The organism is Streptomyces sp. NPDC048461, from assembly GCF_055587105.1.
Genome location: NZ_JBVJGW010000010.1, coordinates 177,417 through 197,717 on the forward strand (window position 1 = coordinate 177,417; position 20,301 = coordinate 197,717).

Consider the following 20,301-nt stretch of genomic DNA (forward strand, 5'->3'; position numbering starts at 1 on the left):
CCCGGCCCGACATCGAGGTGGTGGGCGACCAGAGCCTTCCCCGCGGCGGGTCTACAGTGCGGCCATGACGTCACTACTGGCCGGTAAGCAGTGCCACGGGGCCCTCAATCCCCTCCACTCCCTGATCTACTTCGCGCCCGAGGCCGAAGAGGAGTTCACCCGAGCCGGACTGGACAAGGGCCGCATGGGGTACTTCGCCGGGCGGGCCGCGGCCATGGGAGTCGTGGGCGCGGGCGTGGTGGCCGCCACGTTCTACAACTTCAGCCCGGCGCTGGTGGCCGCGCACATCCCGCGGGCCTGGGATCTGACGTCACCCGGCGCCGTCCTGACGGCCCGGCTCAAGGCGGTGGACCGGGTGCTGCGCCGCCTGCTGGGCGATGCCGTCGCCGAGGACCCCGAGGTGCGGGAGGCAGCCGAGCTGGCCGCGTCCGGCGCCGAGGCGTGCGCCGCGGCGGGAAGGCCGCTGTACGCCGCCCATGCCGATCTGCCGACCCCGGGCCCGGCGCACCTCGCGCTGTGGCATGCCGTCACCGTGCTGCGCGAGTACCGCGGCGACGGCCATCTGGCAGCGCTGTCCACCGCTGGTCTCGACGGACTCGAGGCGTTGATCACCCACACCGCCACCGGCGAGGGCTTCACCGAGGAATTCGCCCGGCAGAGCCGCGGCTGGAGTGCGCAGGAGTGGGAAGCGGCTCGGGAGCGGCTGCGCGCACGCGGCGTCCTCGACTCCGGGGGCCGCCTCACCGCGCTCGGGCAGGAGCTGAGGAACGAGGTGGAGGGACGCACGGACGTACTCGCCCGGGCGCCCTACGACCACCTCGGGCAGGCGGCGGTCGAACGGCTGACCGCCATCGGCGGGCGCCTCACGCGTACCGCCCTGGCGAACGGAGCCTTCCCTCCGGGGGTCTTTGCCGGAAGGTGACCGGCACCGCGGGCCGGCGCCTTCAGACACCGCGGCCAAGACCCGGACGGGGCCGCCCCCCGGCCTGGGACGCGGGCCGGGGCCGGCCGGCGCCGGGGGTCAGGGGGCCGCAACCTGCGGGGCGGCCACTCGGTCGCGGAGGGGGAGGAACGCCAGGAGGTAGCACAGCCCGGCGAGCGGGAGGAGGTCCAGGTTCACCGCGATGCCGACCGAACCCAGGACGAACAGCAGGAGCGAGCGGATGGCGCCGGGACCCTTGAGGGTGGCCAGGAGGGCGATCATGCCGAGGTACAGGAACAGCGGTACGACCGTGTACACGAGCGGGAGCACCCCGGGAAGGCTCTGCACCCGGTGGAAGAGGTCGCTCATCTCCGGCTTGTCGGCGGCCCGGAGACCGACGTAAAGGTCGATCACCGCCTGTGCCGACGCCGCTGTGACACCCGCCAGAGCCACCATCCAGGCGGTGCGGACCACGCGCCGCCGGGCCGGGCCGGCCGAGACGGCTGCCGCGCGACGCAGTCCCTCGCAGGTCACTGCGAGGAACAACGCCGCACCGAGGAAGGCGAGATGGCCGGTGGTCCACGCCGTGCCCGGCTCCTTCGACGCCGGGGCCAGGAGGCGGATCGAGCCGTAGACCACAAGCAGCAGGGGGGCCGCGACGAAGGAAAACCTGATGAGTCGTACCACTCGCTCTGTCATGCCCCCAGCCTCGCGCCCGCCCACCCGGAACCACCATCGGTGATCACCCCGAGAACACCCCTACCTCCGGCGGCTGCCACGCCCGCGGAAGCGACGTTGGGTCACCGCGCCAATCCGCGCCAGGACAGTTCCGCCCGCGCCCCTCACCCCTGCCCGGTGACGCCGTCCTGCTCGGGGCCCGGCTGCGGAGCCGTTTTCGTCCGGCGCGGCGGCGGGGTGTGAGTGGCCGGGCCGGGGGTGCGGGCCAGGGCGCGGACGGCCGGGACGGAAAGCATCGCGCCGATGCACACGAGGCCCGTCACCGAGGAGAACAGCAGGACCCGGTCCGCGCCGAAGGCGTCGGCCGCCGGCCCGGCGAGGGCGCGGCCCACCGGAATGACCATGATCGAGCCGGCCACGTCGTAGGCCGATACGCGGCTCAGGACGGCCAGCGGGACGTGGGACTGGACGCTCGTCGCCCACATGACGCCCCAGAACGCGAAGCCGCAGCCCGCCACGACCCCGGTGATGACGGTCACCGTGAAGGACCAGCCGAGCGCGGGAGCGAGCGGGTTGAGGGAGAAGAAGAACATCGCGCACGCCCCCGCCACGAGGGGGCGCCGGGGCCGGACCCGCATGCCCAGCAGGCCGCCGATGATCGTGCCGGCGCCGTCGGCCGAGGCGATCCAGCCGTACCCGCTCGCGCCGTGCTGCTCCGTGAGCAGGGCCGCGCCCAGCGGAATGGCCGGGCCGAAGACGAACAGGCCGTACACCGCCCAGATGGAGATCACGCCCCACAACCAGTCACGGGACCGGAACTCGTGCCAGCCGGTCTTGAGCCGGTGCCACATCGGGTCGTCGTCGGTGGTGCGGCCCGTGCCGAGGCGGCGCAGCGGGACCAGACCCAGCGCGCTGAGCGCGTACGCGGCCGCGATGACGACGAACGACCCGGCGACGTTCCAGTAGGCGACGAGCAGTCCGGCCACGCCGGGACCGAGCAGGGTGCAGATGGCTTCGGAGATGCGCAGGAGCGCGTTGGCCCGCTGGATGTCCTCGGCGACCTGCGGGACCATGCTCGCGAGTCCGGGCTGGAACATGGCGGTGGCGGCGCCGCTGAGCGCCAGCAGGGCCATGACGTGCCACAGCCGTACGCCGATGCCGATCAGCAGCAGCGCGAGGGCGAGCATGGCGACCATGCGAACGACGTCCGCGCCGACCATCATCACCTGGGGGGTGAACCGGTCGGCCAGCACTCCGCCGAACAGAACGAGGAGCACGATCGGTGCCATCCACGCGGCCAGCGCGTACCCCACGCCCGCCGCGCCGTAGCCGGCGCCGAGCACGGCGGTCGTCAGGGACACCATCAGCATGCCGTCGGCGAGCAGCGAAGCGCTGCGGGCGGTGAAGAAGAGCCGGAAGCGGCTCGATCTCCAGGGGCTGGGCGGCGCGGTGTGCCGCTCGCCGGGTACCACTACCTCGTCCGTTGTCATGTCACATCCGCCGGAGCCCGGCCGGTCCCTTCGCTGAGTATCCGTTGATGGAGCCATGCGCTGCTCCGGTCCGCCTCGGCCGGCGGGTGCCGGACGATCACGTACCGGCGGGGGGCCAGTACGCCGGGGCGCCCCGGCAGCGCGTCCATGAGCGCGGCGTGGGCCCGCTCCGGGGTCGGCGGGTCGTCTCCGGCGGCGACGTACGCCGTCAGGCCGTCCGCGGTGACGTGCACGGTGCGGCCGTCCAGGACCCCGCTCAGCGTCGCCGCCACGAGGGGCGGCGACGTCCAGCAGGCGTCCGCGCGGATCCATTCCGGGCCGCGCCGGACCGGCCGGACCCCCGTCACCCCGGTCAGGGAGGGGAGCGTCACGTCCGCTGCTGCGGCCGCCTCCAGCAGCCGGACCAGTCCGGTGAGGAAGCCCTCCGCCTGCGCGCGGGTGAACAGCGCGGGGTCGGCCCACAGGGCGAGGTGCAGCAGCGGATCGGTGGCGTACACGAAGGTCAGGGCGCGGGTCGGCAGGACCTGGCCCTCGCCCCAGCTCAGTTCGTGCTCCGGGCCGTCCGCCGCGTCCTGCACGAAGGTGCTGACGTCGTTGAACACGACGTCGCGCGCGAAGTGGCTGCCCCGCTCGAAGGTGGTCGCGCCGATCATCTCCCACAGCCGGAGCGCGTCGAACCGGCTGTTGCGGTAGGCGTCCAGGGCCGCGCCCCAGGCCTTCTTCAGGAGCGCGTCGAAGGTCGGGACCCGGGTGTCGAGACAGAGCAGGGCGTCCTGGGACAGCGTGTTGACGGAGCGCGCGAGCCGGGGGTGGTACCGGTTCGAGGTGGGGACGGCGACGACGCACGCGTCGTGTCCCGTCCGGTGTGCGATCAACGCGCACCAGGCGGTCAGCAGCACGGTGGACGGCAGGGCGCCGGTGCGCGCCGCGACGCCGGCCAGGGCGCGGGCGGCCCGGCGCGACCGGAGGGTGAGCCGCGGTGTCGGCACCTCGGTGCCCTCGGCGGCCGGTTCCGCGAACATGGCCTGGGGTCCGGTGCGGATGATCCGCTCCCAGTAGCGCAGCGACGCCTCGGACTTGCGCACTCCGGCCGGGGTCGCCTCCTCGGCCGCGCGGTCGAGCGGGGTGAGCGATGTCGGCGCGGGCAGCGTCCCGCCGGCGGGCAGGGCGAGGAGGGCGAGCCATTCCTCCTTCAGGACCGCGAGGGCGCCGGCGTCGGTCGCGGCGTGGCTCGCCGCCATGGCGACGTGGAGGGGCTCGCCGGCGCGTGTCACGAGGGTGATGCGCAGCGGGAAGTCCCGGTCCAGTCGGAAGCGTGCGGTGCGGGCCTGCCGGGCGAGCGACTCGGCGTACGCGGCGGCCGCCTCGGGGAGTTCCGTGTGGTCCAGGACGGTGACCGTGAAGGTGCCCCGGGAGGCCACGGTCTGCTCCCGGGGAGCGCCCTCGCCGGTGTGGGGGAAGGTCGTGCGCAGTGCCTCGTGCCGCGCTGCCAGGGCTCGGATTGCGTCCAGGACCGCGCTGGTCCCGGTCCCTTCCGGCACCGGCCATACGTCGTGGATGTTGATGTGCTCGGGCTCGTCGCGCAGCATGCAGCGGATCATGTTGGCCTGTCCCATGGTGACGGGACCCCGGCGGTGCGTGCCGCCCTCGTACGCGAGGGTGTGCACGGTCGCGGTGGGCAGGCCGGGGGCCCGGCTCATGCGCCGTGCTCCGCGGGTTGCGGGGCGCGCTCCCGCGCGGTGTGCCGGTGCGGGTGCGCGCGGGCGGCGCGGGTCAGCTGCTGCCATGCGTCGATCAGGAGGGCGAAGTCCTCCATGTCGCGGCGGACCTCGTCGAGGAGTTCCTCGGCGCGCGCGGTGAGGACGTCGGCCGCCTCGGCGTACCGGCCGCCCAGGGCCCGGTAGGCGCGGCCGAGTCGGTCGAGCCGGTCGGCTCCGTGGGCCCGATCGACGCGGACGGCATCCCGGACGGTACGGGCCACGGCGTCGGGGCGGATCCGGTCCTCGGCGTCGAGCAGAGCGGCCCCGTCCCGGCGCGTGGCGGCGTACACGGCGTCGAAGTGCGGCCCCGCGAGGAGGAACTTCGCGAACCGCAGGTGGTAGGCGAGGAAGCCGGTGTCGGAACGCCGTTCTTCCGTGTGGTAGTTGACTATGTGCCGGTTGTGGAGGACGCCCGGCAGCCGCGCGTCGTGGACGAGGTGGATGAGGAAGTAGTCGCTCCCGATGGTGTCGGGGGCGGGCGGCAGCGGAACGCGGCCGTAGACCTCGCGGTCGAGGGCGATGTTGCACATGTCCACGCGGTTCGCGGCGACGCTCGTGAGCGTGGTGAGATCGGCGGTGAACGCTGCGGTCCCGGCGCCCCGGAAGGACTCCGCGATGAGGTTCCCGCGCCACAGGTCGGGGTAGCCGGCGGGGACCGAGAGGCCGACGACCTCCTCGTACACCGACGGGTCCGTACGGCGGATCTCCGCGAGGTCGACGGACATCTCGCCGATGAAGGAGCCGCCGACCAGGGACACCGGCCGCGCGGCGCACGCGGGGTCGAGCCTGCTGCGCGTCACCCGTCGGGAGACGTCGCGGGCGCGCCGCCCCAGGGCATCCAGTTCGTGGTGCAGGGGGTGGACCGGCTCTCCGTCCAGGTACTGGTAGTGGCTGTCGGAGTCCCGGCGGTGGACGGAGGTGCACCCCAGTCCCTCCGCGATGACGAACGCGCGGTTGGTGCAGGCGCCGTAGGAGACCCGGGAGGGCAGCATGAGATCGAGCAGCCGCTCGGGCTCCGGGGCGCCGGACCGGGCGATCACCTCGCTCAGGAAGGTCCGCTGCTGGTCCTCGTCGTAGTGGTGCACGACCACTCCGGGTGCGGCGGGCAGCGCGGCCACCGCCGTTCGATGCTCGGCGAGGTCCTCGGGGTCGCAGGAGTCGAGGACGAGGAGGTGCACCTCGGTGCCGGAACGCCGGGCGCCGAGGGCCGCCTCCTCGAAGACGGCCCTGATGGTCACGGCGGCAGGGCGGTTCGTGGGGAGGGTCAGACAGACGCGGCGCATGCCGACTCCCCGCTCCGGTCGGTGACGGCCTCGCGGGGTCCGGCGTCCGGGGCGCCGGGGGCGTCGGCGTCGTGCCAGGAGGTGAGTCCGAGGAGGCGGCTGCCGAGCGGATCGAGGGTGGCGGTGGGGTACCGCTTGGACTCGTGCAGTACGGGGTCGCCGACCAGTGTCCGGTTCCAGCGCGGGGTCCGCAGGTGCCGCCAGGCGTCGACGCGTGACCGCCTGAGCCGCTCGTGTTCCTCCAGGGCCGGCATCATCGACAGGTACTGGACGGCACGTACTCGGTCCCGGGAGGTGTTGCGGGCCACTCCGTGGGCGAGCAGGCCGTTCCAGATCAACAGGTCTCCGGGGTTCAGGTCGGGGCGCACGACGGGGTACTGGTCCCGGTCCACTTCGGGGCGCAGGGGGTCGCGGTCGGCGGGCTGGGCGGTCTTCCACTCCTCGAACCGCCGGAACAGTTCGGGATTGCACTGGAAGCCGCCGGCCTCCGGCTGTGTCGCGTTGAGCGCGATGATGCCCTGCACCCGCTGCGGCGGGACGCCGAGGGTGGTGTCGATGTCCCAGTGGAGATCGATGTCGAAGCCTCGGTCGGTGGGCTCGATGAGGGCGCGGTCGCGGTTCTTGATGTTGGGCGGGTTGAGGTTGAGCCGGTCCTGGGTGACCCAGAGTTCCTCGCAGTCCCAGACGTCGACGAAGGCGTCGTAGACGCGCCGGGCCTGCCGGTTGTCCCAGAGCAACTGGTGGTGGTAGGCCTCCACGAAGCCGTAGACGTGCAGTTGCCGGTCGAGTTCGGAGCGCAGCGGCCGGTCCTCGTACCAGCTGTCGGGCCGGTCCGGATCGAGGCCCTGGAACTCCCAGGCGAAGTCGAGGAGGCGGCGCGCGGCTTCCGCCGGAACGGCCTCGCGGACGATGACGTAGCCGTACGTCTGCCAGTGGGCGAAGTCCGCCTCGGACAGCACCCGCAGCGGCCGTGACTTGTGCAGTTCCCGCAGGGTGGTCTGGGCGAGGTAGGACTCGCCGTCCGCGCTGAAGTACGGCAGGTCCGAGGCGGCGCGGTGGAGGCGGGGGCGGGGCCGGCGGGGAGCGGGGGTCGTCATGCGGTCCCTCCAGAAAGGGAGTCGGGGAGGCGGTCCGGCACGCGCCCCTCCCCCTGGTGGACATGGAGGGGCGGGCCGGGTGATCGCAGGCCGGTGGGCCGGCGCACACCGGGACGGCGGACGGCAGGCGGGATCGGCGGCCCGGCATGCAGTCGGCCCGGCGTGCCGTCGGCCCGGATGCCCGGGCCGCACCATGAGCAGAATTGGTGTAGACCATGACCGCTGTCAAGTGCCCTTTTGTCGAAACGAGTTGTATCGGCCAACGACTCTCGGCCATCACACGGGCACTTCCCCCTCGGCCGAGGTTTGGTCTAGACAATAGGAGCGCAGGCGGCTTACTGTCCCCATGCGCGGTCCGGTCCTTGACGGGACATCAGCCGACTTGTCCTGCGCTGCTGCACCCGCGTCGCGGTCGAGGGCGACCACGCACACGGACGGCCGCCCGCACGCCCTGTGCACCCGGGCCGGCCCGGACACCACGCGGCTCTCACGGCGCACCCGGCTGCCCCCTCCGGCCGCCGGTGCGGGCGCCCGACGCCTTCGCCTGTTCATCCACGCCCTGAGGAGCGGTTTCCATGAGCACACCCGGCATCACGGCCTTGCCAGGCCTCGGTCTCAAGAGCCCGGGTGCGGGCCTGATCACGCTGGACCCGGTCCGGACCGCCCTGCTGCACGGGCTGGACGGCCTGCTCACAGGACTGGCGGCACGACTGGGCGCACCGGAGGTGGTGGGCCCGCCGCTGCTGGCCGTGGAGGGCCTGGCCCGGCTCGACTTCTTCCGCAACTTTCCCCACCTCGGCGTCTCCACCGGGCGCTTCACCCCGGACGCCCTCGACGGTCTGGCCGCCGGCGAGGCGGCCGGGGAGCTGCCCCTGCGTCCCACGGGCCACCTCCTGCCGTCCGCCACGTGCTACGGGCTGCTCCTCTCCCTGGAGGGCGCCGACGTCGGCGAGGACGGGCTCCGCCTCTCCGCCGCCGGCCGCTGCTTCCGCAACGAGACCCACTACGACGGACTGCGCCGCCTGTGGGGCTTCCACATGCGCGAGGTGGTGTACCTCGGCACCAAGGAGGGTGCGGTGGAACACCTGGAGCGGGGAGCCGAGTTCATCGCGGAGGCCGCCGCGGGACTCGGCCTGGAGCTGACCAGGGCGGTGGCGGACGACCCCTTCTACGACAAGGGCGGCTCGCGGGCCCGGCTGATGGCCCTGGACCCCGTCAAGCACGAGTACTCCGCCCCCGACGGCACGGCCATCGCCTCCGTGAACCGGCACCGCAACTTCTTCGGGGAGCGGCTGGACATCCGCGCCGGATCGGCGGGTCACGCGTACAGCGCCTGCGTCGCGTTCGGCATCGAACGGTGGGTCCACGCGATGCTCCTCGCCCACGGCACCCCCGAGAAGGCCCTGGACCGACTCCGCGAAGCCCGCGCCTGAACCGGCCCGCCCGGCCCCCGCCGCCACCGCCCCGCCCCGCCCCGCCCCCACGTCACCCGTACCGGCAACAAGGAGCGACCCTTTCCGATGGACCCCGTCACCGCATGGCTGCACGAGAAGAACCCCGGCCTCGAGGGCCCCGTCGACCCCGACGAGGACCTCATAGAGGCGCGCCTCATCGACTCCATGGACTTCCTGGAGTTCATCGACCTGCTGGAGGAACTCTCCGGCAGCACCATCGACCTGCAGGAGGTCGACATCGACGACTTCCGCACGCTCGGCACCGTACAGAAGCGCTTCCTGAGCACCACCGGCTGACCGGTGCGGACGACGGCAGGCTCGGCGCCGGACCGCGGGGATCACGTGACGGCCCCTCGCCCCGGCGGTGCACTGACGGTGGTGGCGACCACCGCGGAGGTCCTCGCCCACCCCCTGCTCCACGAGGGGCTGCTGGAGCCGTGGGAGCACGACCGGCTCGCCCGCATCAGGATTCCGAGCCGCCGTGACGACGTGGTGGCGGCCCGGCTCCTCGTCCGGTGGTGCGCCGCCCGCTACACCGGCCTCCCCCTGAGCGCGTCGGCCCCGCGCCAGCGCTGCCCCCGGTGCGGGCGGGCCGGCCACGGGCGTCCGTACCTGCCCGGCCGGCCCGGGGTGGGGCTCAGCCTCAGCCACGCGGACGGCTTGGTGGCGGCGGCCGCGGGCCACGGCAGCATCGGCATCGACGTCGAACCCTCGACGCGGCGCCCGGCCCCCGCGCACCTGCTACGCCGCCTGCTGCCCGACGCCGACCTCCGCGAAGCCGTCGGCCGGCCGGACCCGGGACCGGAGTTGCTGCGCCTGTGGGTGCGCAGGGAAGCCCTGGTGAAGGCCGGCCGCGACGACCTCCCCGTCCTCGTGTGGTCGGACCCCGAACGGTCTGCCACGGCGGCCGTGGCAGCCCCGCCCGCCCCCGCACCGGCCGGTCACGCGCACGCCGCGGAGCCCCTGGTACTGAGAGCCGTACTCGCCTGACCGGCGCGGCCGAGCGGGGAGCGGGGAACGGGGAGGGCACCGTACGGCGTCGTCGGACCGGCCCCGGGAATCCATGCGGCCTACAACTGGTGTGCCGATGGCGGGATTTGCTGTGGCCACGGTGTGGATTCGGTTGTGCAGAACCCTGTGAAGACCACCCAAAAGTGGTGTAGACCTTACGCCCGGCAGGGAGCGGAAAGGGGTGGGTCATGAGGGTGAAGCGTCGTTGGCTGCGGGAGTCCGGGGTCAGCTGTCTGGTGCTGATGCTGGTGGCCGGGTGCGCAGGCGCGTCCGACGGGGGCTCGGCCCAGGTGGTGCTGCGGGTCGTGGCCGCCGACTACGGCGACAGCCCGGCCAACTCCTCCGAGCCGTACTGGAAGGCGCTGGCCTCCGGCTTCGAAGAGGCGAATCCCGGCATACGGGTGGAGGTCAGCGTCCTGTCCTGGAACGACGTGGACGCGAAGGTCGCCGAGATGGTCCGGGGCGGCAAGGCCCCCGACATCGCGCAGATAGGCGCCTACGCCGACTATGCGGCCGCCGGGAAGCTCTACGCTGCCGACGACCTTCTCTCGGTGCGCACGGAAGCCGATCTGCTCGCGCCGCTCGCGGAGGCGGGCAGGGCCCGGGGCAAACAGTACGGTCTGCCCTTCGTGGCCTCGACCCGGCTGATGTTCTACAACGCGAAGCTCCTGGAGGACGCGGGCGTCATCGCCAAGGGCGCGTCGTGGCAGCCCCGGAACTGGGCCGACCTGACAGCGGCGGCACGGAAGCTCAAGGGCGACGGGGTGCCTACGCCGATCGCGGTGCCCCTGGGCCCGGAGGAGGCACAGGCCGAGTCGATGCAGTGGATGCTCGCCGGCGGGGGCGGCATCGCGAACGAGTCCGAGAACTACGTCATCGACTCGTCCTCGAACGTGAAGACCTTCGAGTTCCTGCGGGACGACCTGGTCGGCGCCGGGCTGACCGGCCCGGACGAACCGGGCAAGCTCGATCGCCAGAAGGCCTTCGACGCGTTCGCACGGGGAGAGGTCGGGATCCTCAACGGCCACCCCACCCTGGTGAAGCAGGCGACCGCCAAGGGGGTCAAGCTCGGCATGGTCGCCCTGCCCACGGCGGACGGCTCGGCTCCGCAGGCGATGGGCGTTGCCGACTGGGCCATGGCCTTCAGGAACGGGCACCCGGCGGAATCCGGGAAGTTCCTCGACTACCTGTACGAGGAGAAGAACGTCACCGCCTTCACCTCGAAGTACGGGCTGCTTCCGGTGACGACGACGGGCTATCAGCGGATGCTCGGCTCCGCGGATCCCGCGACCGAACCGCTCAAGGTGTTCCTGCGCGCCCTGCCGTCCTCACGTCTCTACCCGGTGGGCAAGGAGTCCTGGGCCGGGGTGAACGCCGACTTCAAGAAGAACATCGGTGAAGCCGTGCGGCCGGGCGGCCGGCCGTCGAAGGTACTCGGGGACATCGCCCAGAGCGCCCGCAAGGCGGACGGCTAGGGCGTCTCTTTGGCGACAGCCGGTGCGGGGTGGGCGGCCCCGAGGTGCGCACCCCAGTCGGGACCACCCGAGGGTGATCAGTCCTGCGCCGCGGCCGCGGCCGTCACGTTCTGGATCACGCGGCCGAGTTTGGTCTGGGCCCGGGCAAGGTCCTGGATGCGTGCGGCGATGCGGTCGCGTTCGATGATGAGCTGGTCGAGCATGGCGGGGGTCGCCACGCCGGTGCTCACGCACGGCAGAAGCTCGACGACGGTACGGCTGGAGAGGCCGGCCGCGAAGAGGTCCTGGATGAGCTGGACCCGCTCCAGGGCTTCGTCGGGATACTCACGCTGCCCACCGGGCGTCCGCGCCGATTCCAGGAGCCGCTGTTCCTCGTAGTAGCGCAGGGCACGCACGCTGACCCCTGACCGCCTGGCGAGCTGTCCGATGCGCATGCCGCGAGGCACTCCCTTCTCGCTCACACCTGCCGTTCACGTCAGGTTGAGGCTACCAACACCGGCGCCGGAGGGGCCCGACGGCCGGCGTCGCCCCTCCGCGCCTGCTCCCCTCCGGTCGGGCGGAAATTGCGGCTTGCACCTCACGTCAACGTCAGGTTCTAGAGTGACGGGCGTCGGATGAACACGCCGTTCCGGCCCGTCAACGTAAGGCAGACCACCATGCGCGCAGCCCGGTTCCACGAGTACGGCGAAGCGGAGATCCTGGTGATCGAGCAAGCCCCCGACCCGCACCCCGGCCCCGGTGAGATCCGGGTCCGCGTCGCGGCCGCCAGCGTCAATCCCATCGACTGGAAGCTGCGCGCCGGCGCCCTGCACCAGCTGCTTCCCCTGGAACTGCCCGCCGTTCCCGGGCGCGACGCCGCCGGTGTGGTCGACGAGATCGGCGAGGGGGCGGACGGGGTGGGCATCGGCGACCGCGTCTTCGGGCTGGGCGGGATCACCGGCGCGAGCGCGGAGCGGGTCGTCCTTTCCGCCTGGGCGCACACCCCCGCCGCGTGGACCGACGAGCAAGCCGCGGGCGCCGGTCTCGCGTCCGTAACCGCGATGCGCGGGCTCGGCGCGCTCGGTCCCCTCGCGGGGCGCACCCTCCTCGTCGAGGGCGCCGCCGGAGGCGTGGGCAGCGCGGCGGTCGAGATCGCGGTGGCGCGGGGTGCCACGGTGATCGGGACAGCCGGCGAACGCAACCACGAGTTCCTCGCCTCTCTCGGCGCCGTTCCCACCACCTACGGCCCCGGCCTCGCCCAGCGCCTCTCCACCCTGGCTCCGCACGGCGTCGACGTCGTGCTCGACACCGCGGCCTCCGGTTCCCTGGACGACCTCGTCGCGATCGCGGGCGACCCGAAGCGCGTCGCGACGGTCGCCGACCACGCGGGCGGGCACCGCCTGGGCACGCACGTGGTCAATGCGGAGAACGACTCCTCCCTCCTGTCCGCGGCGGCCGCACTGGGCGGGCAAGGCCGCTACACGCCCCGCATCGAGGAGACTTACCCCCTGGAGCGGATCGCCGACGCCCACGCGCACGCCGAGCGCGGACGTACCCGGGGAAAGATCGTGATCTGCATCTGAACGGGCCCACGAGGCAGGCACCTCGCACCGCGGGCGCCTGCGCGGCGCCGTCAGATGGTGGGACGCACCGCAGGTGCGCGCCGCCTTCGCCCACGCCGCGACCGCGGGTCCACGCGAAGGTGACGGTCGCGCTCACCGCCATCACGCCCCGTCCGCTGCGCGACCACCCGCGCTTTCGCAGGCATACAGCCGAAGAGAGCGGGCAATCGTTCGACGCAAGGGTATGCGGGTCGTGCAGAGAAGAGGGTGTCCATGCTCCCCATGAAGATGACTGACGGTGGCGTGCTGATCGTCGGCCTGTCGGCGGACCTCGACATCGCCGACCGCGCCGCGGCAGCGTGGGCGTTCGACGGCCTTCTGTCCGCCCACGGGTCCTCGCCGGTCGTCCTGGAGCTGACCGGCGCCCCGGTGAGCCCCGCGGCGGTGAGTACCGTCGTACGGGTCAGCCGCATGTGCTCCGAAGCCAACGTGCCGCTGACCGTGGTCGCTCCCGGCGCCGAAGCCCGACGCGCCCTGGCGGTCGGCGTGGGCGCTCAGGCTCCGGAGTTCCACTCCACCGTGGCCGGCGCGCTCGGAGCCCTGGCGGACTCCGTCGGTCTGGCCGCCTGACCGGGGCGCAAGGCCCCGGCCACGGCAGAGCCGCCGGGGTGTCGGGGCGGCTACTTCTGGTTCAGGGGCAGGGCGACGTCGAAGACCTGTCGGTCAGCGGGGAACGCGCCGATGTCGCGGGCCGCGCCGCTGAGCGGGTTGACCCGGTAGAAGCGGTAGGCGCCGCCGGTGGAGAGCGCGGCGAAGCCCTGGTTGCCGCCGTCCTTGGGTGAGAAGTAGATGTCGAAGCCCGCGCTGGGTCCCGCGTCGACGCCGAGGCTGCCGGTGGGGGCGAGGGTGCCCGAATTGGCCGGGGACTGCAGTACGACGCGGTCGCCCGCCGTGTCGATGTCGAACAGGCTGGTGCCGGTCGCCGCGTCCAGGTCGTTGTTCGTGTAGGCGGCACCGGTGACACCCAGGGTGGGGGTGGTGGCCGGCGGGGTGGTGAGCGTGGTGTCGGCGAGGGTCCCGCCCGTGGCGACGTTCACGTCGTGGCGCAGGTTCTGCCCGGTGTCGCTGATGACGCGCAGCCGGTCGGCGGCCGGGTTGAAGTCCACGCCGAAGGCGGTGCCCGTCAGGGCGATGCTCAGCTGGGACACCTTGACCGCTGCGGCGTTCCCGGGGTCGAGCGTGTAGACCCCACCGGCGTTGCCCACGCCGTAGAGCAGGCCGTCCTGGACGCGGTAGTCGATCCCGACCAGCGCCGTGTCGCCGACGAGACCGGTGACGGTCCCTGCCGAGGACACGCGGTCGGGGTCGCCGACCCGGAACGACACCAGCCGCTGGTCGCCGGTCAGCCCGGTCACCTTCAGGCCACCCCGGCCGTGGTCGTGCTGGTCACCGTCCGCGGCAACCGCCGGTCCGGTCCCGGACAGGGCGACGGCGAGCGCCATCACGAGGACTGACTTGCGCATGAGTTCTCCAGTGAGTCGAACCGCCCGCACAGCCGGGCGTCACCTGGCAGACACAATCAGTCACCTCCCGTTCCGGCTCGCCGAGCGCAGCCAGATGGAGTCGGGAGGCACCGGGTCCGTCCCCCACATGCACGCACGCCGAATCCCGCGGGGCTGCGGCCGGAAGGGCGCCAGACGGACCGACTACGCCACCCGGATCCGCGCAGCCGACGGACGGGCCGAACTCCACGGGCGGGCGGCGGCTTCCACGGCTTCGACGCGCGGTCCCCGTCGGCCGGTTCGGGTCAGCCGGTGCAGGTGATCGAGAAGGGGACCGGGTTGGACGTGGTGCGGATGGGGCTCTGGAGTTCCACGGCCATTCCGGTGGTCAGCGTGCCCGCCTTCGCGTAGGTCGTCAGCCGTACCGTGTCGTGGCCGGTGGGGTTGGCCTTGCTCCCGATGGACATCGTCCGCCAGTGCGGATCCACCACGGAACCGTCGCCGGACACCCAGCGGTAGGAGATCAGGATGGGCTCGGAGGCGGTGAAGGTCGCGGTGAACGCGGGGGCCTGGCTCTGCGGGGTGGGGCAGGTGCCGGTGTAGGTGGTGTTCGCGCCCGCCACCGACATCCGTACGCCGCCCGAACCGGCGGCGGATCCTTCGCCGTCGCCGCTGAAGGCGTACACCAGACCGCCGGCGGCCAGTACGCAGGCGGCCGCGCCGGCCGCGACGAAGACGGCCGTACGACGCTTGCGGGGCGGGCCGGCAGGCACCGCGGCCGCCGGTCCCCCGGTGGCCGGACCGGACGGGTCGGACGGGTCGGACGGGTCGGCCGGAACGGGCGGGGAGGGCGCGGTCGCGGCGGGCAGGACGGCCCCCGCGGTGGTCCCCGCGACGGAGCCGGCAGCGGTCTCGGCGGCGGCGCCGGTGGCCGCCGTCCCCGTGGCCGCCGTCCCCGTGGCCGCCGTCACGGCCGTGGCGGCCGTGACGGGTTCCGCCGGACCCGGCAGGACGCGGGAGGCGGCCGTGGTGGCGTCCGGCTCGTGGGCGATGCCCCGGAGGGCCACGGCGACTTCGGCGGCGGGCGTCCGCTCGGCCGGTTCCTTGCGCAGCAGGCCGGCGATGACCGGGGCGAGCGGGCCCGCCCTGGTCGGCACCGGCGGTTCCTCGTCCACGACGGCCCGCAGGGTGCTCAGCGCGGTGTCCTGCCGGAACGGGGAGATCCCTTCCACCGCCGCGTACAGCAGGACGCCCAGCGACCACAGGTCGGATTCGGGGCCCGAGGGGCGGCCCAGCGCCCGCTCCGGCGGCAGGTACTCCGGTGAGCCGACCACCTCGCCGGTCATGGTCAGCGCGGTGCTGCCCTCGACCACCGCGATGCCGAAGTCGCTGAGCACCACCCGCCCGTCCCCGGCGATCAGCACGTTGGCCGGCTTCACGTCGCGGTGCTCCACCCCGACGGCGTGCGCGGCCCGCAGCGCGCCCAGCACCTCCGCGCCGATGTGCGCGACGTGCCGGGGGGTCAGGGGCCCCTCGGCGCGCAGCAGATCGGCCAGCGACTGCCCGCGGATCAGCTCCATGACGATCCAGGGCCGGCCGTCCTCCGTGACCACGTCGTGGACCATCACCACGTTGCGGTCGGGGATCCGGGCCGCCGCCCACGCCTCCCGCTCCAGCCTGCTGTACATCCGCGCGATGTCGCCGTCCCGCAGGTGGGCCGGGGCCCGGACCTCCTTGACCGCGACCTCGCGGTGCAGGGTCTCGTCACGGGCCCGCCACACGGTGCCCATGCCGCCCTCGCCGAGCCGGGACAGCAGCCGGTACCGGCCGGCGATCAGCCGTTCCGGCTCGCCGCCCGGCGCGCCCGGCGCGCCCGGTGCACTCGGCGTACCCGGCTCGGCCGCGGTGGTGGCCGCGAGCGTTCTCTCCGCCACGGTCTCGGAATCCTCGTTGTACATGGGGGCGGTTCTCCTCTGATCGCCTACCGACGTCAACATCACGTACGAACCGGCGCTTCCGGTTCACGAACTGGCCAAACTCTTTCGAAAATGATTGAACCGAACACCTTCTCGATGGCGTGTTGCAGTCGTAGAGCAGTCAGCAGGCGTCTCATTCAAGGAGTGTCGGAGTGCCTTCGGTCATCGTCGGACGCACGGGTCCCTTCACGGGGCAGAGCGTGGTCCTGGGCAACGAGCCCCTCAGCTTCGGGCGCAAGGGCGAGAGCAGCGTCGTGATCGTCAGTCCCAGCGCCTCCCGGCTGCACGCCGAGATCCTCACGGAGGACGCCGGCTTCGTCCTCTACGACCGGGACAGCCGGAACGGAACCTTCGTCAACGACCAGCGCGTCACGCGGCACGTGCTGCGTCCGAACGACTGCATCCGCATCGGCGACGAGACGTTCCTCTACGAGGCGCAGGACGCGATGGAGACGGTCATGGACCTCTCCCTCATGGACGTGCCCCGGCCGAGCGCCGCGGACCCCGGAACCCTCCGGGTCACCGTGACGGGCGGGGGCCCGGTGGGCCTCGCCTTCGCCCTGGCGCTCGACGAGATGCTGCCCGGGCGGACCGCCATCACCCTCTACGACGGGCGCTGGACGCGGAAGGGCTCCACGGTCGTCTGGAAGGACGAGACCCAGGGCAACTTCCGCCGCCAGCAGGTGGTGACCGTGCAGAGCCGGCAGTACCTCGCCCTGCCCGAGGAGGTGCTCTCCGCGCTCTTCGGCGACGGCTCCGCCTACTCGGAGATGTGGCCCGTCGGCCCCGACTCGGTCGACGGCCGGCCGCCGCGCAACATCCGCATCGCCCACATCGAGGACCGGCTGCTGGACCTGGCCAACCGGCGCCCGTCGATCCGCCTGGTCCCCAAGCGCTTCGACGTGGCGGAGCAGCCGGGCCGGATCACCCAGGAGCACGTCCTGGTCGTGGCCGAGGGGGGCCGCTCCCGCACCCGGGAGCACTACGCGGACCGCTTCGGCGCGGCCGACGCGTCGATCTACTCCCTCGACGGCGAGCACCTGCAGGACATCGTGCTGGGACTGCGCGTCAAGTCGAGGCTGCCGGACCCGATGAGCGTGCTGCTCACCGTGTCGCAGAACCGCTTCCTTCTCAACTCCCTGCGCGGCGAGGGCTTCCTGAACATGCGGCTCACCCGGGAGGAGGCCAGGAACGTCATCGGCATCGACCCGGTCCGCCACGTCTTCGAGGAGTGCATCGCCGCCCGGCCCTGCCTGATGAGCCGGCAGGAGGAGGACAACGAGTTCCGCTGCCCCACCCACGGCACCCTGTTCCTCCCCGCCCTGCTGCGCGGTTCACCCCTGTGGAAGGAGATCCGGCAGGGCCTCGCCCTGTTCGGGGTGGCCGAGGACGACCTGTCCGCGATCACCTCGTTCCGGCTGGACATGGTGCAGCGCCCGCGGTTCACCGCCCAGCTGCACCGGCCGACCGGGACGACCCCCGGCACCTACGGCTTCCTGCTGGGCGACGCGGCCAACGCGATCCACTTCTGGCCGGGCCGGGGCCTCAACAGCGGTCTCTCCTCGGCCACTTCGCTGGCCCGTTCGCTCAGCCGCTCCTGGCGGGGCAAGCCGCTGCGGGACGCCGACTTCATCCGGCACGAGGCGGCGATGTCCATGCTCCAGTACCGGCACAAGAGCCGGGCCTGGAACGCCATGGTGACCACCGACGAACAGGGCGTCACCCACGCCATCAAGGACATCATCGCGCGCAGCGCGGAGGCCGGCACCGGCCCCGCCTCCGGATCCGCCTCCGGTCCCGCGGACGGGAGCGACCTGGACGCCCTGCTGGACCGCATGAGCGGGATCCGCGAGCGGCTGGCTCCCCGGATGCCCGGTCTGCCCGGCGACGCGGAGCTCCGCGCCCACCTCGCCGGGATCGCCCCGTCCACCCTGCGCACCCTGCGGGAGAGCGGCGCCTGGGACACGTTGATCGTGGGCGGCGAGGAGGCCGACATCGACCTCTTCTACCAGTCGGACTCCCCGGTCTTCGTCCCCCGCCCGACCGACCCGCGCAGCCCCTCCCCGGTGGGCTGACACCGGGCGCCGCCGGGCGGCCGGCGGTCACGGCCGCGGCCGGCCGCCGGACGGCGGTTCAGGCGGGGCGGGCCGTCGCGGGGCGGGCGGCGGAAGCGGGGACCCGGAACGTCGCCGGGTCGGGGTAGGTGGCCTTCTCCGCGCGGACGACCTCCTCGACCTCCTCCCGGAACCCGGGCTCGAAGAGGTCCACGGCGAGCAGGAGCCGCAGCCCCCGTACGGTCGGTTCGAGCAGCGGGCGGGCCATGCGGGAGCCGCCGACGGAGACCCCGGTGAATCCCTTGCGGACCGCGTCGAGACGGCCGCCGACCGGGTCCTCCAGGCCGGCCGCCGCGTATCCGACGATCACCGCGAGGTCCGCGAGGTGCCGGCGTGCGCCGCGGGCCATCTCCTCGGCGCCCTGGAGCGTCTGGACCGGGCCGCCCGCCACCTTGAAGTCGTCGCCGGTCCGCTTGGGGCCGCGTGCGCCGTACACGGCGAGGGCGTCCTCGAAGAGCCGACCCGCCTCGTCGACGGCCTTCATCGCCGCCACCAGTTCATCGATGCCGATCTCGCGCTCCACGCTGCCTCCTGGTCCGGAACTGTGCTGCACCGACCGTAGGAGGCAAAGGGTCCGGTATGGAACACCTTTGCGATAGCGAGATCATGCTGTTTCCGGCCAGAGCCCGAGACCGGCCCGTCCGCCGCGCGTCCGCGCCCTGCCGAACGGACGGACGACCGCCGGGCGCCGCCCCGGGTCGAGCTCCCGGCCAACGCCCGCACCCCCAGGGGAGCAGCCCCGGCACGCCCGCAACGCCCTGACCACCGCAGCTTTCCCCAGGGCGCGTTCGTGCGGCCCCACAGCCCTGCGGCGCATCCCTCCGCCGGGCTGCGGCGGTACGCCCGCGCCGCCGCGCCCGGCACGGGCCGGAACAGCCGGACTCCCAGGGCCGGTTTCGGCCACCGTGCGAGCCGCCGACCGCGGGGTCCGTCCCCGCGCGCCTTCCGGATGCCGGAGGCCTTCTTGTGAGTTCGGGCGGACGTCCTAACAATGCGCATGACAACCGAGGATTCTTCGGCCGCATCGTCCACTGAGGGGAACCCCCACATGAACAAGCCTCTCGCCGGCGCCCTGCTCTCCCTGTTGTTGGTGGCAGCCGCGGGCGCCCCCGCCATGGCCGCCGCACCGGTGGCGCCCCCCGCGCCGGCCGCGCCCGCCGTCGCCGTCACCTACGCGGGAACCGTGGCGCTCAGCAACTGTTCCGGTTCCGTCGTCCGCGCTCCCGCCTCCCGGCCCGACGACCCCGCACTGGTGCTCTCCAACGGGCACTGTCTGGAGACCGGCTTCCCGGCGGCCGGCGAAGTCGTCAAGGACCGGCCGTCCACCCGCTCCTTCTCCCTGCTCAACTCGGCGGGCTCCAAGGTCGCCACGCTGCGGGCGAGCAAGATCTCGTACGCGACGATGACCGACACTGACCTCTCCCTCTACCAGCTGACCACGACGTACGCGCAGATCCAGAGCCAGTACGGGATCGCCGCGCTCACCCTCAACGACGTCCGCCCCGCCCAGGGCTCGGCGATCAAGGTCGTCTCCGGCTACTGGAAGCGGACCTACACCTGCAGCGTCGACGGGTTCGCGTACCGCCTCAAGGAGGGCGCCTGGACCTGGAAGGACTCGGTCCGCTACACCTCCGCCTGCAACACCATCGGCGGCACCTCCGGCTCGCCCGTGATCGACACGGCCACCGGCAAGGTCGTCGCCGTGAACAACACGGGCAACGAGGACGGCGGCCGCTGCACGGACAACAACCCCTGTGAGGTGGACGAGAGCGGCAGGGTGACGGTCCGCAAGGGCATCAACTACGCACAGGAGACGTACACCGTCGTTCCGTGCATAGGCCCCCGCAACGTGATCGACCTGAACCGCCCCGGCTGCACCCTGCCGAGGCCGTAGCGATCCGGATCCGCCCCGCGCCCGGGCCGGAAAGGCCTCCGGCGCGGGGTGCGGGCGTGGATACTCGGGGTATGGCCGAGACCACCCCTCCCCCGCACGCCGCC

Annotated in this window: 18 protein-coding genes; 9 read left to right on the plus strand and 9 right to left on the minus strand. The window is 72.9% G+C overall.

From position 1 onward, the window contains the following. The first annotated feature begins 64 nt into the window (after positions 1-64). Positions 65-922: an SCO6745 family protein gene (locus ACZ6S8_RS19455; RefSeq protein ID WP_469457294.1), complete on the plus strand. Its 858-nt coding sequence runs from the start codon at positions 65-67 to the stop codon at positions 920-922. 99 nt (positions 923-1,021) lie between these two features. On the opposite strand, the gene ACZ6S8_RS19460 is transcribed toward ACZ6S8_RS19455, so the two are convergent. From ACZ6S8_RS19460 to ACZ6S8_RS19480, 5 genes are all read right to left on the minus strand, one after another. Beyond that, positions 1,022-1,621 carry a hypothetical protein gene (locus tag ACZ6S8_RS19460; RefSeq protein WP_469457296.1) on the minus strand — a complete coding sequence of 200 codons (600 nt, stop codon included), beginning with the start codon at positions 1,619-1,621 and terminating at the stop codon, positions 1,022-1,024. Between the two features lie 143 nt (positions 1,622-1,764). Continuing rightward, positions 1,765-3,090 carry an MFS transporter gene (locus ACZ6S8_RS19465; RefSeq protein WP_469457298.1) on the minus strand — a complete coding sequence of 442 codons (1,326 nt, stop codon included), beginning with the start codon at positions 3,088-3,090 and terminating at the stop codon, positions 1,765-1,767. Beyond that, entirely contained in the window at positions 3,087-4,790 is a 1,704-nt protein-coding gene (locus ACZ6S8_RS19470; RefSeq protein WP_469457300.1) for a condensation domain-containing protein, read from the minus strand. Before ACZ6S8_RS19470 ends, ACZ6S8_RS19465 begins: the two co-directional genes overlap by 4 nt. Then, on the minus strand, positions 4,787-6,133 hold the full coding sequence (locus tag ACZ6S8_RS19475; RefSeq protein ID WP_469457302.1) for a DUF6271 family protein: 1,347 nt from the start codon (positions 6,131-6,133) through the stop codon (positions 4,787-4,789). The genes ACZ6S8_RS19470 and ACZ6S8_RS19475 overlap by 4 nt, the downstream gene beginning before the upstream one ends. Beyond that, positions 6,115-7,230: a phytanoyl-CoA dioxygenase family protein gene (locus tag ACZ6S8_RS19480; RefSeq protein WP_469457304.1), complete on the minus strand. Its 1,116-nt coding sequence runs from the start codon at positions 7,228-7,230 to the stop codon at positions 6,115-6,117. Before ACZ6S8_RS19480 ends, ACZ6S8_RS19475 begins: the two co-directional genes overlap by 19 nt. Positions 7,231-7,805: 575 nt before the next feature. Here ACZ6S8_RS19480 and ACZ6S8_RS19485 point away from each other — a divergent pair. The 4 genes from ACZ6S8_RS19485 to ACZ6S8_RS19500 all read left to right on the plus strand — a co-directional run bounded on the left by ACZ6S8_RS19485 (position 7,806) and on the right by ACZ6S8_RS19500 (position 11,170). Further along, on the plus strand, positions 7,806-8,663 hold the full coding sequence (locus tag ACZ6S8_RS19485; RefSeq protein ID WP_469457305.1) for an aminoacyl--tRNA ligase-related protein: 858 nt from the start codon (positions 7,806-7,808) through the stop codon (positions 8,661-8,663). An 87-nt stretch (positions 8,664-8,750) separates the two neighbouring features. Next, on the plus strand, positions 8,751-8,981 hold the full coding sequence (locus tag ACZ6S8_RS19490; RefSeq protein WP_469457306.1) for an acyl carrier protein: 231 nt from the start codon (positions 8,751-8,753) through the stop codon (positions 8,979-8,981). Positions 8,982-9,062: 81 nt separating this feature from the next. Further along, on the plus strand, positions 9,063-9,674 hold the full coding sequence (locus ACZ6S8_RS19495) for a 4'-phosphopantetheinyl transferase family protein (RefSeq protein ID WP_469457308.1): 612 nt from the start codon (positions 9,063-9,065) through the stop codon (positions 9,672-9,674). A gap of 209 nt (positions 9,675-9,883) precedes the next feature. Next, a complete protein-coding gene (locus ACZ6S8_RS19500) occupies positions 9,884-11,170 on the plus strand; it encodes an ABC transporter substrate-binding protein (RefSeq protein WP_469457309.1) in 1,287 nt (428 codons plus the stop codon). A gap of 77 nt (positions 11,171-11,247) precedes the next feature. Here ACZ6S8_RS19500 and ACZ6S8_RS19505 read toward each other — a convergent pair whose 3' ends face one another. Next, positions 11,248-11,604, minus strand: coding sequence for a MerR family transcriptional regulator (locus tag ACZ6S8_RS19505; RefSeq protein WP_469457310.1), 357 nt, complete (start codon positions 11,602-11,604; stop codon positions 11,248-11,250). A gap of 222 nt (positions 11,605-11,826) precedes the next feature. Between ACZ6S8_RS19505 and ACZ6S8_RS19510 the strand changes: the two genes are divergently transcribed. Both ACZ6S8_RS19510 and ACZ6S8_RS19515 read left to right on the plus strand, forming a co-directional pair. Beyond that, positions 11,827-12,732: an NADP-dependent oxidoreductase gene (locus tag ACZ6S8_RS19510; protein ID WP_469457311.1), complete on the plus strand. Its 906-nt coding sequence runs from the start codon at positions 11,827-11,829 to the stop codon at positions 12,730-12,732. A 261-nt stretch (positions 12,733-12,993) separates the two neighbouring features. Beyond that, positions 12,994-13,341, plus strand: a complete 348-nt coding sequence (locus tag ACZ6S8_RS19515; RefSeq protein WP_469457313.1) for a hypothetical protein — start codon at positions 12,994-12,996, stop codon at positions 13,339-13,341. Between the two features lie 50 nt (positions 13,342-13,391). Here the strand turns inward: ACZ6S8_RS19515 and ACZ6S8_RS19520 are convergent, their stop codons facing one another. Together ACZ6S8_RS19520 and ACZ6S8_RS19525 are read right to left on the minus strand one after the other, a co-directional pair. After that, positions 13,392-14,234: a DUF4394 domain-containing protein gene (locus ACZ6S8_RS19520; protein WP_469457314.1), complete on the minus strand. Its 843-nt coding sequence runs from the start codon at positions 14,232-14,234 to the stop codon at positions 13,392-13,394. 284 nt (positions 14,235-14,518) lie between these two features. Next, on the minus strand, positions 14,519-16,171 hold the full coding sequence (locus tag ACZ6S8_RS19525; RefSeq protein ID WP_469457315.1) for a protein kinase domain-containing protein: 1,653 nt from the start codon (positions 16,169-16,171) through the stop codon (positions 14,519-14,521). A gap of 170 nt (positions 16,172-16,341) precedes the next feature. Between ACZ6S8_RS19525 and ACZ6S8_RS19530 the strand changes: the two genes are divergently transcribed. Continuing rightward, positions 16,342-18,264, plus strand: a complete 1,923-nt coding sequence (locus tag ACZ6S8_RS19530; protein WP_469457316.1) for an FHA domain-containing protein — start codon at positions 16,342-16,344, stop codon at positions 18,262-18,264. A gap of 58 nt (positions 18,265-18,322) precedes the next feature. Here the strand turns inward: ACZ6S8_RS19530 and ACZ6S8_RS19535 are convergent, their stop codons facing one another. Continuing rightward, positions 18,323-18,826 carry a hypothetical protein gene (locus tag ACZ6S8_RS19535; protein ID WP_469457317.1) on the minus strand — a complete coding sequence of 168 codons (504 nt, stop codon included), beginning with the start codon at positions 18,824-18,826 and terminating at the stop codon, positions 18,323-18,325. A gap of 525 nt (positions 18,827-19,351) precedes the next feature. On the opposite strand from ACZ6S8_RS19535, the gene ACZ6S8_RS19540 reads away from it, so the two are divergent. Beyond that, positions 19,352-20,197, plus strand: a complete 846-nt coding sequence (locus tag ACZ6S8_RS19540) for a S1 family peptidase (protein ID WP_469457318.1) — start codon at positions 19,352-19,354, stop codon at positions 20,195-20,197. Positions 20,198-20,301: the final 104 nt, after the last annotated feature.